We start from the raw sequence: 15310 nt of genomic DNA on the forward strand, positions 1-15310 counted from the left end.
GGATGCCGTCTTAGATGGCGAGGGGAAGCCTTTTCTTACGATTCGACTTGTTCAAATAAGAACGGCACTGTCGTCTGTAACCAATCTAACCTTTCCTTGTTCGAGTGAAGTGGCGACGGCCATCGACCAAGGGGAGGTTTTCTTTATACGATGGGATGATCCGAGACGCGTGAATCAAAAAAAGCGCAATGCCCTTGGCATTGCGCTTACTTATAGGAGTCGATGATTTTGACATAGATTAATACAACTCAGGCTTCCTCGCCTTCCATAATAGTAGTATAAATGTCGGAAAAGGATAAGTCTATACCTTTTCAGGAAATTCCTATATTTTTAATGATGAAACTTTCATTCGATCAAGGAGGCCGGGTATGTTCATTCGATTAGACAGATCGCAGATCAGATTCATGTATGTCTATCTGAATAATCATCGCGCACAGTTAGTGCTGTTACTGCTGTTCATATTAGGGAGCATCGCCCTCCAAATCTACAGTCCGCTGTATATTCAACAGTTTCTCGACCGTGCGAGAGCAGGGGAGGAAACATCCGGGCTGCTGAGAATCGCGTTCCTGTTCCTGGGACTGACGGTTCTCAGACAAATCGTCGTCATCGTTCTTCAGTTTATTACAAGCGATGTCACCTGGAAGATAACGAACAAGATAAGGCTCGATGTGACACGGCAATGCTTGAATTACGACATGTCCTTCCACAACCGACATACGCCGGGGGAGATGGTGGAGCGGATCGATGGAGACGTCGGCAAGCTGAACAATTTCATGTCTGTATTTGCTCTGAAGGTCATTAGCAATAATTTGTTGATCGTGACGGTCGTCATCATTATTTTCACCATTAATGTCAGTATGGGAATCGTTGTAACGCTTTCTTGTGTCTTGGGATTGTATGTATTGTCCCGAATGGGCAGATTCGGTTCGAAGACGATTCGAAACTATCTGTCGGAATCAGCCGATACCATCGGTTTTCTGGATGAGCGGATAACCGGGAGGGAAGATATTCGAGCATTTAACGCGGTTTCCTATACCTTGTATTCCTATTACACAAGATTGAAGAGGTTATTTCGGACCCGCAAGCAAACCGGTCTGCGGATTGCGACTGTGCTGAACATCGGGGAGATGGTGCTCGCCATCATTATGGCGGTCACGTTATTGTCACTGGGGATCATTCATTTGCAGAGTGCCGATCTAAGCATAGGAACATTGTTTCTCATCTATTATTACATGACGATTCTTCTTATCCCGCTCAAGAGTATGGTGGCTGAAGTCTCGGAACTTCAATACGTGCACGCCGCATTGCTGCGGTTGAATGAATTGCTCTCTTATTCCAGCAACGTGAAAACTACCGGCTGTGCACGCATCGAAGACACCGCGCTGGAGATCCGGTTCGACAACGTATCCTTTCATTACGGAGATGAGGAGCATAAGGCGCTGCGCAATATAAGCTTTCAACTGCCTGCGAACACGACTCTCGGACTGCTGGGGAAGACCGGAAGCGGCAAATCGACGCTGGCCCGATTGCTCTGCCGGATGTGCGATCCTCAAGAAGGATCGATTACCATTAATGGATCGGACCATATGGAATTCGAGCTGGACAGCCTGCAGGAGAGCATGGGTATTGTGTCACAGAACATTGAGTTGTTCGAAGGCACGTTACGAGACAACATCACGATGTACAAGGATCATATTACGGATGATCAAATTATGCGGATTCTGGATCGGCTTGCGCTGCAGGAATGGATAAGCGGTATTCCTGAGGGGCTGGATAAGAGAATTGAACAGGGCGGCCGCAATTTGTCAGGAGGCGAAGCGCAGCTTATCGCATTCACCCGGGTATTTCTCCGCAATCCTCAAATTCTTATACTGGATGAGGCCACTTCGCGCATCGATCCTGCAACGGAGAGACGACTGGATAAGGCGATGGCGGTTTTAATGAAGAACCGGACCTGCATCATAATTGCCCACCGTTTATCGACGATCCGAAAGACGGATTATACGCTTGTGCTGCAGGAAGGGCGTGTATTGGAATTCGGGGAGACGAGAGCGCTGGAACAGGATCCGGAATCATCCTATTCAAGCATGATTGGAGAAGGGGAGGCGGAATTACATGCGCGAAGTCTTGACCGTTCTTAGAAGGATCTTCATGTACTACCCCTTGAATTATTCGGCTGTTTCCTTGATTCGGATTGGCGGGTTTGCCGGATTGGGCATTCTCCCAGGCTTATTGATTCAACGCTACTTCGATCAAGTGTCGGACCATACGCTTACTTCGAACGGCTTGTACATCATTACCGCGTTATTGATTGCCGTTCCCCTTGTACAAGCGGCAACCTATTACATCGATCTGTCGTTAAGCTACGGCTGGACCGAAATTATCCGTTCCTATTATCGCCGCAACATCTTTCGGGAGCTGCTGAAGCGGCCAGGCGCAGCCCCTCTGCCCGTTCATCACGGGAAGCTCATGAACGTCATCCGTTCGGATACCGCGAATCCCGAATCGCTGATGTGGGATATCCCTTACTTCCTGGCCTATGCGATCTTCTCCTGCTGCGGCTTGATTATTCTAGCTTCCATTGATTGGGCTGTTACGGTCGTCTTATTCACGCCACTGCTGCTGGCGATCGTCGTGACGAATTGGTTTAACAAGAGAATCACCGTCTATTATGAGGAGCAGCAGAAGTCATCGGACAAAGTCACCGGACTGATGTCGGATATATTCAACTACTGGCAGGCGATTAAAATCAATCATGCCGGGCATTCATTCTTGCAGCGGCTTACGCGGTTCAATGATGAACGGGCATCGGCAAGCAGGCGCAATGATGTATTTAAAACCGCCCTGGATTCGGTCTATGACAATATCGTCAGCATTGGAACGGCGTTGCTCTTGCTGCTCATCAGCCGGAAAATCCGCGACGGACAGTTCACGCTCGGCGATTTGACCTTGTTCGTCTACTTCTTGGGCTATGTGTCCAACCTGACCCGGTTGATTGGCAGGACATGGGCGGGATTCAGAAATATGGCCGTTTCGCTCGCCAGAATTCATGAGGTCATCGGCGACAACCATATTCATAAGCTGACGAACAACGATACGCTATATCTAAAGGAAGAGCCGCCACGGTATGATGAAGGGAGCATCCGGAGGGAGCGGCTAGAGAGAATTGAAGTCTGCGAGCTTGGGTTTATCTATCAAGCTTCGAAGCAAGGGATCCACGATATTACGTTCTCTCTGCCAAGGGGTTCGTTCACCGTTATCACCGGCAAGGTAGGATCCGGCAAAACCACGCTGCTGCGCGTCATTCTCGGGCTTCTGCCCAAGTCTTCCGGTGCCGTCTATTGGAACGGAAGTTGTACGGATGCCGAGTCGGATTGGCTTAAGCCGCCGAATACAGCCTACACCCCACAAGTTCCTCACCTGTTCAATGAAACGATCCGGGAGAATATAAAGCTGGGACAGCAAGCCTCCGAACAGCAGCTCCTTCATGCTGCGTATTTGTCGGTGTTGGATGACGATCTGCCCTTTTTCGAAGAAGGCTTCGATACTGTAATGGGTACGAAGGGATCCAAGCTATCAGGGGGACAGCAGCAGCGGGTTGCGGCTTCCCGTATGTTTATCAGGAACGCGGAGCTGCTCGTTATGGACGATGTTGCAAGCGCCCTCGACATGAACACCGAGCAGCGCATGTGGGAAAGATTGCATCGTGAGAGGCAGACCAGCGGGAGTACCTGTCTGGTCGTCACGCATAACGAGTATGTCATGCAGGCTGCGGATCAAATCATTGTGCTGGACAATGGGCGGATCAAGATGAGAGGGACTTATCGGGAGCTAATAGACAGTGAAGGCAGCGAGACGGTCCGAAGTCTGCTCAGTTGAGAGAAAATAGAACGAAATGCGCCTGCCGAAATATTGGGTTAAAACGATCGTTCACCTACTTGCGACCGATGCATAATCTATCGTATCGTGTAGCATATCGATGCCAACACTCGTATCAGAGCAGGTTCTCTGCCCGCTCCGGCGTCCGCGGCTAAGCCGTGTTCCATCTCCATGCATGAATAGTCCCTGCATTGTTCGGCCAAGGAACAACGCAGGGACATCATCATTTCCTATTCCATTCTACTATCTTAGGAACAAACAGCCGCAGGATACGACTACCAGCAAGATGAACAGAACGAGGATTGTTCCTGTGCTCGTGAAGGCTCCGCCAACAAATCCGGACATTCAAGCACCTCCTTTCGTTAGGGCACACATTGGCCCGCAAGCTAAATTTCAATCCGTAAGCAACGGCAGTAGTGCTTGTTGATTCCTCTAACTGATCCTGCATGAATGAAAAGTCCCGGTCCTGCTCGGCCAAGGAACAAGGCCGGGCCATTATCCTTTTCATATTCCTACTGGCATTAAATGAATCTCAAACAGCCGCAAGTTACGACCACCAACAGAATAAACAGAACGAGAATTGTCCCTGTGCTCGTGAAGGCTCCACCGACAAATCCGGACATTTCAACACCTCCTTCCGTTAGTGTACACGTTATATTATGTGCATACCTTTCGTGTTGATTGGGTATTCGTTACACAGACAATCAATATGGTTCGTTCGCACAGCCGGTAGACGGCTCCTAAATCGTTACCGAGCAGGTCTCCTATACGGCGCCGGGACTTCCAGCATAATTTACGTGCTGCAGGAAATTCCCGGCTCTTCTTTTGTTGGACAAGGGGGACAGACATCCATTTCTGCATCCGTGTCTAGTCAACATGCCTCAAACCTTCATAGATTAATAGAGAAGAAGATTTTCTTCTAACGCTTCTTAATCGAGGGAGGGAAACAAATGGCCGTTACAAGAAAGCAAGTTGAAAAGCTGTACGGGAAAAAGGTTTATGCGGTTAAAAAGGATGGCTCGGTCGTTTCGGGAAAGCTTGTGCGCATACAAGGCAACAGGTTAATCGTAGAGATGGATAAAGGGAAGAAAGTAAGAACGAAAGCTTTTATTCCTTTGGTTCTATTCGATTTGCTTGCCATCGGCACTTCTCCGTTCGGATTTGACGGTTTTGGTCCATTCGGCGGATTTGGAGGATTTGGAGGATTTGGAGGTCCAGGCTTTTTCTAAACAAACGGCTGCTCTCGCGTATTCCGCCGGGAGAGCAGCCATCTTCCTGGTCTAGCCGATTCATCTTTTAAATGCGCATCTGAATAAATAACATCGGGATAAAACCGGCTTCGTGGTTCAAGCTGCTTTCTACCTCTTCTTTGGCGTGCGTCTGGATGGAGATCCTTGTCTTGGTTGCGATCGTGATGGTGACCCGTGTCGTTGATGCGATCGTACAGCCGGTTTCTTCCGCTCATAACCGGAAAAACTCGTCACGGAAGCTTTGGGCCCCATGAACGAACCGAATAATTTAAACATGGGACTAATCTGCCTGAACATTCCGACAAGCTGCGATATTTTGCTGAAAATCGATACGATGCCGTCGATGCCGCCGAAACGGTCAAATGCTGACAGCGGGGAATTCTGCTGACCGCCTTCCGGGCTTAGGCTGCCTTCCGGCGCTGCACCGGATGAGAACGGAGATTGTTTCACGTGAACGGTTCTTTTTCTTTCCACTTTCACCATTCCTCGACTCCTTTATTCTGAACCTACATACGTGTAACTGGAAATCTATGCTTACGTCAAGATATGTCCAAACAACCAATTTGGTTGGGTCTAAAACTACGTCCGTACAATATGTGTCCCCGTCTATAACAAGATCATTGGAAATTTCCTGTTCGATCCGTATAGTTTGCAGTCAAGGAACAGAAGCTAATGGATATTATTGTTAAACGATGGAGGGCAATGGCTAATGAGCAGCCGTAAGCTGCAAGAAAGACTCAAACTAAAGAGCGTCGAGACGATTCATGGCGAGCAGTTCAATGATCTGCTGCGTTACGTATTTCAAGTCACCAATCGCGATTTGCAAACCTTCGGCTGGGAGAATCGAGAGATCGCGAAATCCAAGCTTCCCGTGCTGCAGCATGCGAATGTACTGGGCTGGTTCGATGGCGATAAGCTGATCTCTCAGCTGGCCGTCTATCCTTTTCAAGTCAATTTGTTCGGCCGCATTTATGAGATGGGGGGACTGACCGGCGTTGGAACCTATCCCGAGTATGCGAACATGGGACTCATGAACAAGCTCATGCTGCATGCACTGAGAAAAATGCGGGAACGCAAACAATCGATATCCTATCTGTATCCGTATTCGATTCCGTATTATCGGCGCAAGGGCTGGGAAATTATATCCGATAAAATATCGTTCGAGGTCCAGGACACGCAGCTGCCGAAGCTTAGGACGGTGCCCGGCAACGTGGAGCGTGTGACGATTGAGCATCCGGACATCCGAACGGTCTATGAGCGGTTTGCGATGCAGACTCATGGTGCGATGCTCCGGAATGAATTGGCTTGGGAGGAGTATCTGCGCTGGGATCTGGACGATATGACGGCTGCCATCTATTATGACGGCGACGAAAGGCCTGCAGGGTATCTGCTGTATTGGGTGGCGGAGGAGATCTTCCATATGAAAGAGATGGTGTATCTTCATGAAGAGGCGCGGACAGGATTATGGAATTTCATCAACGCGCATTTCTCGATGATCACCCTCGTTAAGGGAGATATCTATAAGAACGAGCCGCTTGCGTTCATATTGGACGATGGCGATATTAAGGAAACGATCGCTCCTTATTTCATGGCGCGGATAGTCGACGCCAGACTGTTCATCGAGCAATACCCGTTCAATGTGCAGGAATCGGATTGCGAGCTGGTACTTAGCTTGCATGATCCGATGTTGGAATGGAACCAGGGGACCTTCACGTTATCGGTTGATAAAACAGGCAAGGGCAGCTTGAAGGAAGGCGGAGATCAGCCGTCCGTCGCTGCCGATATCCCTACCTTGACCACAATGCTCATGGGCTATAAACGCCCCACCTATCTTGCGCGAATCGGCCGTATTCAATCCGACGACGAGAGCGTCCAGCTGCTGGAGAAAATCATCCCGAACGAGCATCCTTATTTCTCCGATTACTTCTAGAATAAGATAGGCAAGAGAATGAACGAACAAACCTATCAACCGGCTGCTGGCAAGCGCCGGTTCGTTGGCGTTCGAACAAGCGACGGCGAGCGCGGCGGACCGTTCCTGAAAGAATGTTCATCGGAGAAAAGGGGAATCGGCAGGAGATGTTGAAGTAAGGTAAGCACTGTTTATAAAATTTGTCCTACTAGGGGGGATATTCCGTATGCGGCTATACATCATCCGTCACGCAGATCCGGACTACCCGAATGATACCATTACGGATCCGGGCCATCTGGAAGCGAAGGCGCTGGCACAGCGATTGAAGCGTGAAGGAATTGATCGCATCTACAGCTCTCCTGTGCCGCGGGCGCTTCATACGATGGAATATACGTCGAAGCTGACGGGACTTACGCCGACAATCGAACCATGGATGGCCGAGCTTGGGGGCTGGCATGTCGATGATGCGAATGGGCAGCCGAAGGCGGCATGGAATGTGGATGGCGAAATTGTCCGCGAGTGCGAGCCGTTCCCGCAGAGGAGCAACTGGTGCGAGTTTGGGCCTTTCGTCAAGCAGGATTTCCTCGCCCGATATGACGATCTGAAGGGGAATTCGGACCGGTTTCTGACGTCGCTGGGGTATGAGCGGGAGGGGGGACGATACCGCATTGTACAGCCGAATCAGCAGAAGATCGCCATCTTCTGCCATTTGGGGTTCGGTCTTACATGGCTGTCGCATCTGCTGGAAATTCCGGTGCCCTCGATGTGGACCGGCTTCTGGAAAGCGCCAAGCTCGGTTACGACCATTCTGATGGACGAGCGTTCGGAGCGGTGGGCGGTCCCGCGCTGCTTGGGCTTAGGCGACACTTCGCATTTGTTCGGGTCTGAATTGCCCACCAGCAGTCAGGGGATTATTGCGAACTTCGATTAATACCAGCGCTTGATATGCAAGTTGGAATGCTGACGAAAGGAACTTATAACGTATTATGTTCACATTGGTGTATGTGCTGCTGGCTCTATTCATTCTGAGCCTTCTGGCAGGAATTACAGCTGCCATTAGATTTAGAAAGAATCGATTCCGCAGTATCGGAAGTATACTTCTCGTTCTCCTTATTAATGTACTTATTTGGTTTGCGATTTCATATGCATATGATCAATCGCCGGGCCTAGGCATCAGCGGATTCGGGGAGAAATGGATATTCACCGAAAGTAAAGACCCGCAGCCTGACGTACCCGTACAACCGCCTCAAGCGGAGGAGTCCGTTGTACCGGCAGTACCGCCGGTCGATCAATCGGAAACAGGCAGCGAGCATGAGGAAGACGTCGCTGTTGGAAGCGATAGAGACCATGACGCTGAAGCCGGGATCGAGGAGGAGACGGTCATTAAGAAGCGTCAGCTGCCTAAGGGCTTCGTCTATCTGGATGAGGTTATCCCTTCCGCTCTCTATGATATCCGCTATTATAGCGATTATAATTTCGTCGGCAAACCAATAGAGGGATACAAGGCGCCGCTTGCCATTATGTCCAGCAAAGCGGCCGAGGCGCTGGCTGCTGTCAATCAGGATCTTGAGGACCAAGGGTATGTGCTCAAAATCTATGATGCCTATCGTCCGAAGAAGGCAGTCGAGCATTTCATAAGATGGTCCAAGGACAGTCAAGATTCGGCGATGAAAGAAACGTTCTATCCGGATGAAGAGAAAGAAAGCCTGTTCAAGCGCGGCTATATTGCCAAGCGATCCGGACATACGAGAGGCAGTACGGTCGACCTGACGATCGTTGACAAGGAGACCGGCAACGAGGTCGATATGGGAGGCGTCTTTGATTTTCTGGGCGATATCTCCGCACATGGTTCGAAGCTGATTACGGCGAAGCAGGCGGCCAATCGGAACATACTCAAGAACGCGATGGTCAAACAAGGCTTTGAGCCATATTCGAAGGAATGGTGGCACTACACGCTTCACGATGAACCGTTCCCGAAGCAGTATTTCGATTTTGACGTTGAGTGAGCATTCAACTGCTGCATTCGTATAGACATTCGTGACTAACCTGAATGCAGCAGACTAATGCATGGAAGAAGGAATATCCGGGGAAGCGTGGAATGTATATTGCGAATCGAATTGTAAAAAAAGGGAAGGGGATACGCAGATGACGAAGAGATTGACATTCTCAAGTCCGGAAGCCCATCGGGTGTATCAGCGGGATGAGCGGAACAGAGCGGACATTACGTTCTCGGTACAGCTGCCGGACCAGGTTAAGGGACGTGTGGAGGCCCGGATATCGGCGGGGGCATGGCGGACGTTGGGGCTGGCCAATGAGCCGGTATTCGAAGGTGTTATGGAAGCGGTTCCGGTAGGCGAGCATTCGCTTTATGTACGGGTGTTAGCTTCCGACAACAAGGAACTGTTGGCTGAAGGCGAGATCGGACCGGTATTCGTCGGTGATCTATGGATTATTGCGGGACAATCCAATGCCGAAGGCTGCGGGAAGCTGATCGATATCGAGGAGCCTCAGACTGGCGTAAGCTGCTTCTATATGGGCGACAGATGGGACCTTGCGGTCGAGCCGTTGTGCTGGGTATTCGAATCGCCCGACCCGATCCACTGGATGCATATTCCGGAGGGAGCTTCCGTATCCGAAGAGAGGCTGAAAGAATATGCAGCGGCTCATCGCCGCGACCGCGTGCAAGGAGCGGGCTTCGGCATTCCGTTCGGCAAGATGCTGCTGCAGCATACCGGAATTCCAGTCGGTCTGCTCATGGTTGCGCATGGCGGAACCTCGATGAGTCAATGGAGCGATGAGCTGGCCGATGAAGGAGGACACTCCTTATATGGCGCAATGCTGCGCGTGATTCAAGCAAGCGGCGGGAAAGTAAAGGGCTGTCTATGGTACCAAGGGGAGAGCGATGCCGATGAATCGGTTGTCGGACTCTATTATGACCGGATGATCCAATGGGTCGCGAGCCTGAGACGGGACCTGGGAGATCCGGAGCTGCCTTTCATCTATGCGCAGATTGCAACCGTCATGAATTGGGGAAGCGAAGCGGCGTGGAATCGCATTCAGGACGAGCAGCTTCGCTTGGAGAGCAAGCTTGGCAGGGCGGCGCTCGTACCGACGATCGACTCGGTGCTGGCCGATGCGATTCATCCCGATGCCTCGTCGCTGCGCGATATCGGACATCGTATGGCATGGGCTGCACTTCGGCTCGTTCACGATCGGCCGCTTAACCAGACCGGGCCTAGACTGGCGTATGCGGCTTGGAATGGCGAGCGAACGGAGCTTACGCTGACATTCACCGGCGTGAACGGACGCCTCCGGCCTGTAGAGCGGGCTTTCGCCTTCCAAGTCACGAACGGGGAGCACGTTCTGCCGCTGACGGCTCATCTGGACGCAGAGGGCCATCATATCGTGCTGAGGCTTGAACAGTCGGCGCCTGAATCCTGCGAGCTGCGTCACGGACGCGGGATTAATCCGACCGTAAACGTGCGGGATGAGCTGGGTATACCGCTGCCCGTCTTTGGTCCTTTGCCGGTGTGATCGATATCGGGTATGCATGAATCGACATGCTGCTGCAGACCGTAAAATTGGCTGAACAGGCCCTCAAACCTGTTCAGCCTTTTTTCATTATCGGTCTAGTACTGCCATATTCATCAAAAGCAGAATGTAGGAAACAACAGCGATCCGAAGAGAGCGTTCGTCTGTGCATTTTCGAAAAGTGGTCTAATAAAAAGCCGAAAAATCGGATCTATAATCGTACCGCGATTTCCGATATTATTGCTTTCACATCGATATGGAAAGGAAGAGGAATGATGATGATCGAATCGGTAACGCTGACAGGCCTTCGTGCCAAGCTTGTCCCCTTGACGATGGAGCATGCGGAAGGGCTGTATGAAGCGTCGAAGAGTCCGGCAATCTGGACATACCTGCCAACCAAAATCCATACGTTAGCGGATACCCGCTCCTTTATCGAACAAGCGCTCTCGAACAAGGAAGCGGGGACGGATATTCCGTTTACCGTAATGGATCAGGATAGGAATATGATCGTGGGATCGACACGTTTCTTGAACATTGCCAGAGCTGACCGGAAACTGGAAATCGGCTGGACCTGGTACCATCCTTCGGTGTGGCGGACTAGAATCAATACGGAATGCAAGTACATGATGCTAGCCCATTGCTTCGAGGAGCTGAAGACGGTACGCGTCCAGTTTATTGCCGATATTCGCAATGAGCGATCGAACGAAGCGATCCGGCGGCTCGGCGCCGTACAAGAAGGCGTCTTGAGACGCAACCGAATTCTCAGTGACGGCTATGTGCGCGATGCATGCGTTCACAGCATCATTATGGAAGAGTGGCCGGATGTGAAGGCAAGGCTGGAAGGTTTCCTTTCGAATTAGTAGCCGCATCCATTCCGATCGAGAACTTGTAATGGCCATTCGCATGCTCCAGCCAGATTTGTCCCCCGTGCAGCTCCACGATATTTTTCGCGATCGGAAGACCAAGACCGGAACCGGATGGCCAATTGGCATCATTCCGGGAGGGCTCCATCTTATAAAACCGCTCGAATAATTGCTGCTCCTGCTCAGAGGTAATCGGATTGCCGAAATTCTCAACCGATAAGATGGCTCGCTGTTTGACCATGGACAGCCGAACATGAATTTGACCGGGCCGGGCGGAGAACTTCATCGCATTCGTCAACAGGTTGTCAATGGCCCTAACCATCTTCTCGCTATCCAGCCGCAGCATGACGGGAACGGGTTTGATATCCGACAGGATCGCTATATGCTGTTCCTTCGCAACCGGTTCGAATTCAGAGATAATTTGTTCGAGCAGGCTGGTGAAATCGATCTCTTGAAAGACAAGAAGCGCGTCCCCGTTCGTCAAACGCGTATATTCGAATAAGTCGTCGATCAGCTTCTTAAGCTGCTGCGTCTTGTTGTAGGCATTGCCAATGAAGCGTTCTTGTTCCTTCTCGGTGAGCAGCGCAGGGGACTTCAGCAAGTCCAGATAGCCCATTATGCTTGTCAGCGGAGTCCGCAGATCATGGGACACATACGTAATGAGCTCCATCTTCGACTTTTCCAATAACCGTTCCTTCTCCAGCTGCTGATTCAACTGCCCCGCCATATGATTGACGTTTTGCGCAACATTGCCAAGCTCGTCTTGTCTTGCGAGCGGAATCCGATAGCTCAGGTTCCCGCCGGCGATCGACTTTAATCCGGCCGTAATCGTTCTGAAGTAGCTCATGATGCGGCGGGTCCAAATATAGAAGAAGAAGATAAAAAGAAAGAAAAACAGGGCGGTAGACGCAAGCGAATAGAGGAAATCAGTCAAATAGGCGTCAAGCACGAGATTAAGGAGATAGCTTGAGATAAGGGTGAAAATCAGGCTCAGCACATAAGCCCACAGCATCTGGATGCGGATGCTTCTCCTGCCGATCAGGAAATTCCAGATTCTATTTCTCAATCTTATAACCCACTCCCCAGACGGTCTTGATATACTGCGGCTCACGCGGGTTGATCTCGATCTTCTCGCGAATGTTCCGGATGTGGACCATGACCGTATTGTCCGAGTAATAGGCGTGCTGTTCCTTCCATACGCTCTGATAGATCTTATCGATATTGAATACATGTCCGCGATGGGCGGCCAACAATTCCAATATGGCAAATTCGATCGGAGTCAGCGAGATCTCGGTCCCGCGTACCGTCACGGCATGCTGTTCTTTGTTAATCACAAGATCGTCAATGACGATTTCCGCTGCGTTAACGGCCGGTTGGGCGGTGGCGAAGCTTTGTCTGCGCAATTGCGCTTTCACGCGGGCGATTAGCTCCAGCGGATTGAACGGTTTCGTTACATAGTCGTCCGCTCCCGTGGACAGTCCGGTGATTTTGTCCAGGGGCTCTTCCTTCGCCGAGAGCATGATGATCGGAACGTCGGATTCACTCCGAATGCGGAGGCAGGCCATAATGCCATCTACATGAGGCATCATGACATCGAGTATGATAAGATGCACTGACTCATGCTGCAGCATATCCAGTGCTTGCTGCCCGTCCTCGGCTTCCATGACCCGAAAGCCTTCATTGCGAAGATAGATATGAAGCACATCCCGAATTTCCGGATCATCGTCGACAATCAAGATCGTTTTACTCATGACGCAGCAGTCACTCCTAAGATTTATCAAAGTGATGATGAACAATATAAGCGGATCTCACTACGGTGGTGTTCAAGAGAGCCTCAGGCGCTCGCTTTATTCTGTTATTATAAATCAGCGGCACTATGATTAGTGTGAAAAAATGCGGGGGCAGCCATTAACGGTGCGAGGAGTGGGTCTGCCCTGCGGACGGCAGACGTTCATCTCCTGCGGCTTTCACGGTCTGCCGGGTTCTATCCCTTGTAATGAGCCACTTGCGAACAATGGCGTACAGCACTTCCGCTACAACGATGCCTCCCGCGATGTCCAGCCAGACATGCTGTTTCACAAACAAGGTTGAAACGATGATGGACCATGACGTAACAATGACTCCGAAGCGGAAGACTCTTGACCCGAACGCACAATCCGACATTCCCTTCAGCATTAAATAGCTGGTCAGGACATGAATACTGGGAAAGCAATTATAAGGCTGGTCTGTCTGGTAGATCAGCATCACCAGCTTATGGAGCAGTCCATCTTCCGTAACCAAGGGGCGCTCGACCGTCGTTTGATAGAAGAAGTAAATGATATAGCATGTGATAAGCCCAAGACATAAGGTGAGAAGCGTGCGGTAGTACACGTTGCGATCCTTCATGCTGAAGTAGATGAGCATGCCGAAGATAAAAGGATACCAGATGATATACGGTATAATGAAGGCCGGAATGAAAGGAATCCATTCATCCAATCCGGTCATTAAGCTCCGAACGGTCGTTTCTCCGTGATTCAAGACCATGTAGAAGATATTCAGGACCGGAATCGCCAGCAGCCATAGCAATGGAAGTAACCGTGCGATCTTCTGATTCATTCGAATGAACCCCCTTTATTCTGACATATATATACGAATGCCGGCGGAACGTTCATCGTAACAAATTGTATATCCTTCATGATAAAATGCTCACACAATTGACTCTTCATCTGCTGCGAATATTGAAAGGCGATGAATAATCCGCCAGGCTTGAGCGACAGCCGGATTTGCTCGATCAGCTTACTGCGAACGGCCCTGGGGAAATTGAAGAAGGGCAGGCCGCTCAGAATGCAATCGAGCTGCTCAATCCCTTCGCTGCGCACCGCAAGCTGCAGCTCACAGCCGTCCGCATAGCATGGAAATTCCGGGTATTGCCGTTCTAATTGCGTCCGCAGAAAAGCGTCCTTTTCGAAGAGGAGCACCTTGGTAGATGTCCTTGCATAACGAGGAATATACTTCGTAATCGCTCCTGTACCGGCTCCCAATTCGGCTATTGCGCTAGCATCTTTCCAAGGGACGGCCTCGATCATTTTTTTGGCCAGAAATTTAGAGCTTGGCGTCAGGCTTCCAATCTGCCCGGGAGCTTTGATGAATCGAGAGATAAACAACAACCGCTCTTGAAGCTGAGCTTTAATATTCGATGTCATAAGAATTCCTCCCCCTGGTTTACACCTTCTATAGTAGTTTGCAAATCTGCGGATCAAGGGAGGATGATTCTGAATTATTTCTGAAGAAAAGGTGAAGAAGCCGAAAGCGGCTGTCCTGGATGGAAGAGGGCACATATGGTAAGGTAGGAGTAACATTTCGCCGGAGGTTCTATGAGGAAGAAGAATAAACGAATATTAGCGTTCATCGGCCTATTCGCAATCGTTGTATTTGTTGCAGGATTCTCGTATGTCTATCTTAGCGATCCGCTGCGGGTGGACGGGGTAACGAATTATGATAACGAGCGGAAGAAGCTGCTCCTGTCTGTCGTCAACGAAGGGAAGGGCAGCCTTCATCTGAAAAAGGTTCAGGTGAATGGCAGTGCAGAACCTCAGCAAGCGGAGCTCGGGATGAGCTATTCGATGCAGCTTGTCTTGGGCGGGATCGAGGGCTCGCCGCAAGCGGCGTTCGTTGGACTTGATGAGGAACCGATAACGCCTGCACGTAAGGCGAAGGACGTTCGGGACATCATCGACAGCAAAATGGCCAAACCGATCCATTATGGCATTCGTATCGTCAATGACACCAATATGAATGATGTCACCATAACCTATCGGTATTTCGGTATAACCAAAACCAAACGCATTGATATTACGCAATAAGAAGGAGACGACCGGATGGCCGCCTCCTTCTTATTG

15 protein-coding genes are annotated in these 15310 nt (G+C 50.4%); 9 read left to right on the forward strand and 6 right to left on the reverse strand.

Annotated features, from left to right (window positions below):
- The first annotated feature begins 368 nt into the window (after positions 1-368).
- Positions 369-2141, forward strand: a complete 1773-nt coding sequence (locus tag L1F29_RS14075; RefSeq protein ID WP_258388928.1) for an ABC transporter ATP-binding protein — start codon at positions 369-371, stop codon at positions 2139-2141.
- Positions 2116-3879 carry an ABC transporter ATP-binding protein gene (locus L1F29_RS14080; protein ID WP_258388929.1) on the forward strand — a complete coding sequence of 588 codons (1764 nt, stop codon included), beginning with the start codon at positions 2116-2118 and terminating at the stop codon, positions 3877-3879. The genes L1F29_RS14075 and L1F29_RS14080 overlap by 26 nt, the downstream gene beginning before the upstream one ends.
- Before the next feature lie 243 nt (positions 3880-4122).
- On the opposite strand, the gene L1F29_RS14085 is transcribed toward L1F29_RS14080, so the two are convergent.
- Positions 4123-4224, reverse strand: a complete 102-nt coding sequence (locus L1F29_RS14085; RefSeq protein ID WP_258388930.1) for a YjcZ family sporulation protein — start codon at positions 4222-4224, stop codon at positions 4123-4125.
- A gap of 605 nt (positions 4225-4829) precedes the next feature.
- Between L1F29_RS14085 and L1F29_RS14095 the strand changes: the two genes are divergently transcribed.
- Positions 4830-5108, forward strand: a complete 279-nt coding sequence (locus L1F29_RS14095) for a hypothetical protein (RefSeq protein ID WP_258388932.1) — start codon at positions 4830-4832, stop codon at positions 5106-5108.
- Between the two features lie 129 nt (positions 5109-5237).
- Here the strand turns inward: L1F29_RS14095 and L1F29_RS14100 are convergent, their stop codons facing one another.
- The gene (locus tag L1F29_RS14100; RefSeq protein ID WP_258388933.1) at positions 5238-5612 is read right to left on the reverse strand and encodes a hypothetical protein; all 375 of its coding nucleotides are present in this window, start codon (positions 5610-5612) and stop codon (positions 5238-5240) included.
- 226 nt (positions 5613-5838) lie between these two features.
- On the opposite strand from L1F29_RS14100, the gene L1F29_RS14105 reads away from it, so the two are divergent.
- The 5 genes from L1F29_RS14105 to L1F29_RS14125 all read left to right on the forward strand — a co-directional run bounded on the left by L1F29_RS14105 (position 5839) and on the right by L1F29_RS14125 (position 11429).
- Positions 5839-7059 (forward strand): GNAT family N-acetyltransferase, encoded by a 1221-nt coding sequence (locus L1F29_RS14105; protein ID WP_258388934.1) that lies wholly within the window; start codon positions 5839-5841, stop codon positions 7057-7059.
- A gap of 205 nt (positions 7060-7264) precedes the next feature.
- Entirely contained in the window at positions 7265-7969 is a 705-nt protein-coding gene (locus L1F29_RS14110) for a histidine phosphatase family protein (protein WP_258388935.1), read from the forward strand.
- A gap of 55 nt (positions 7970-8024) precedes the next feature.
- Positions 8025-9044, forward strand: coding sequence for a M15 family metallopeptidase (locus L1F29_RS14115; RefSeq protein WP_258388936.1), 1020 nt, complete (start codon positions 8025-8027; stop codon positions 9042-9044).
- A gap of 139 nt (positions 9045-9183) precedes the next feature.
- Positions 9184-10572: a sialate O-acetylesterase gene (locus tag L1F29_RS14120; protein ID WP_258388937.1), complete on the forward strand. Its 1389-nt coding sequence runs from the start codon at positions 9184-9186 to the stop codon at positions 10570-10572.
- Positions 10573-10844: 272 nt separating this feature from the next.
- A complete protein-coding gene (locus tag L1F29_RS14125; RefSeq protein ID WP_309252397.1) occupies positions 10845-11429 on the forward strand; it encodes a GNAT family N-acetyltransferase in 585 nt (194 codons plus the stop codon).
- On the opposite strand, the gene L1F29_RS14130 is transcribed toward L1F29_RS14125, so the two are convergent.
- From L1F29_RS14130 to L1F29_RS14145, 4 genes are all read right to left on the reverse strand, one after another.
- Positions 11374-12498 carry a sensor histidine kinase gene (locus L1F29_RS14130; protein ID WP_258388938.1) on the reverse strand — a complete coding sequence of 375 codons (1125 nt, stop codon included), beginning with the start codon at positions 12496-12498 and terminating at the stop codon, positions 11374-11376. The genes L1F29_RS14125 and L1F29_RS14130 overlap by 56 nt on opposite strands.
- Positions 12488-13183: a response regulator gene (locus tag L1F29_RS14135; protein ID WP_258388939.1), complete on the reverse strand. Its 696-nt coding sequence runs from the start codon at positions 13181-13183 to the stop codon at positions 12488-12490. Before L1F29_RS14135 ends, L1F29_RS14130 begins: the two co-directional genes overlap by 11 nt.
- 157 nt (positions 13184-13340) lie before the next feature.
- Entirely contained in the window at positions 13341-14027 is a 687-nt protein-coding gene (locus tag L1F29_RS14140; RefSeq protein ID WP_258388940.1) for a phosphatase PAP2 family protein, read from the reverse strand.
- Entirely contained in the window at positions 14024-14614 is a 591-nt protein-coding gene (locus L1F29_RS14145; RefSeq protein WP_258388941.1) for a class I SAM-dependent methyltransferase, read from the reverse strand. The genes L1F29_RS14140 and L1F29_RS14145 overlap by 4 nt, the downstream gene beginning before the upstream one ends.
- Positions 14615-14785: 171 nt before the next feature.
- On the opposite strand from L1F29_RS14145, the gene L1F29_RS14150 reads away from it, so the two are divergent.
- The gene (locus tag L1F29_RS14150) at positions 14786-15274 is read left to right on the forward strand and encodes a hypothetical protein (protein ID WP_258388942.1); all 489 of its coding nucleotides are present in this window, start codon (positions 14786-14788) and stop codon (positions 15272-15274) included.
- Positions 15275-15310 lie beyond the last annotated feature (36 nt).

Origin of the sequence: Paenibacillus spongiae (genome assembly GCF_024734895.1) — a bacterium.
Classification (GTDB): Bacteria; Bacillota; Bacilli; order Paenibacillales; family Paenibacillaceae; genus Paenibacillus_Z; species Paenibacillus_Z spongiae.

Excerpts from the sequence above, each read along its gene's own strand:
- L1F29_RS14075 (WP_258388928.1), top strand. The coding sequence starts at position 369 with ATGTTCATTCGATTAGACAGATCGCAGATCAGATTCATGTATGTCTAT.
- L1F29_RS14080 (WP_258388929.1), top strand. The coding sequence starts at position 2,116 with ATGCGCGAAGTCTTGACCGTTCTTAGAAGGATCTTCATGTACTACCCC.
- L1F29_RS14085 (WP_258388930.1), bottom strand. The coding sequence starts at position 4,224 with ATGTCCGGATTTGTTGGCGGAGCCTTCACGAGCACAGGAACAATCCTC.
- L1F29_RS14095 (WP_258388932.1), top strand. The coding sequence starts at position 4,830 with ATGGCCGTTACAAGAAAGCAAGTTGAAAAGCTGTACGGGAAAAAGGTT.
- L1F29_RS14100 (WP_258388933.1), bottom strand. The coding sequence starts at position 5,612 with ATGGTGAAAGTGGAAAGAAAAAGAACCGTTCACGTGAAACAATCTCCG.
- L1F29_RS14105 (WP_258388934.1), top strand. The coding sequence starts at position 5,839 with ATGAGCAGCCGTAAGCTGCAAGAAAGACTCAAACTAAAGAGCGTCGAG.
- L1F29_RS14110 (WP_258388935.1), top strand. The coding sequence starts at position 7,265 with ATGCGGCTATACATCATCCGTCACGCAGATCCGGACTACCCGAATGAT.
- L1F29_RS14115 (WP_258388936.1), top strand. The coding sequence starts at position 8,025 with ATGTTCACATTGGTGTATGTGCTGCTGGCTCTATTCATTCTGAGCCTT.
- L1F29_RS14120 (WP_258388937.1), top strand. The coding sequence starts at position 9,184 with ATGACGAAGAGATTGACATTCTCAAGTCCGGAAGCCCATCGGGTGTAT.
- L1F29_RS14125 (WP_309252397.1), top strand. The coding sequence starts at position 10,845 with ATGATGATCGAATCGGTAACGCTGACAGGCCTTCGTGCCAAGCTTGTC.
- L1F29_RS14135 (WP_258388939.1), bottom strand. The coding sequence starts at position 13,183 with ATGAGTAAAACGATCTTGATTGTCGACGATGATCCGGAAATTCGGGAT.
- L1F29_RS14140 (WP_258388940.1), bottom strand. The coding sequence starts at position 14,027 with ATGAATCAGAAGATCGCACGGTTACTTCCATTGCTATGGCTGCTGGCG.
- L1F29_RS14145 (WP_258388941.1), bottom strand. The coding sequence starts at position 14,614 with ATGACATCGAATATTAAAGCTCAGCTTCAAGAGCGGTTGTTGTTTATC.
- L1F29_RS14150 (WP_258388942.1), top strand. The coding sequence starts at position 14,786 with ATGAGGAAGAAGAATAAACGAATATTAGCGTTCATCGGCCTATTCGCA.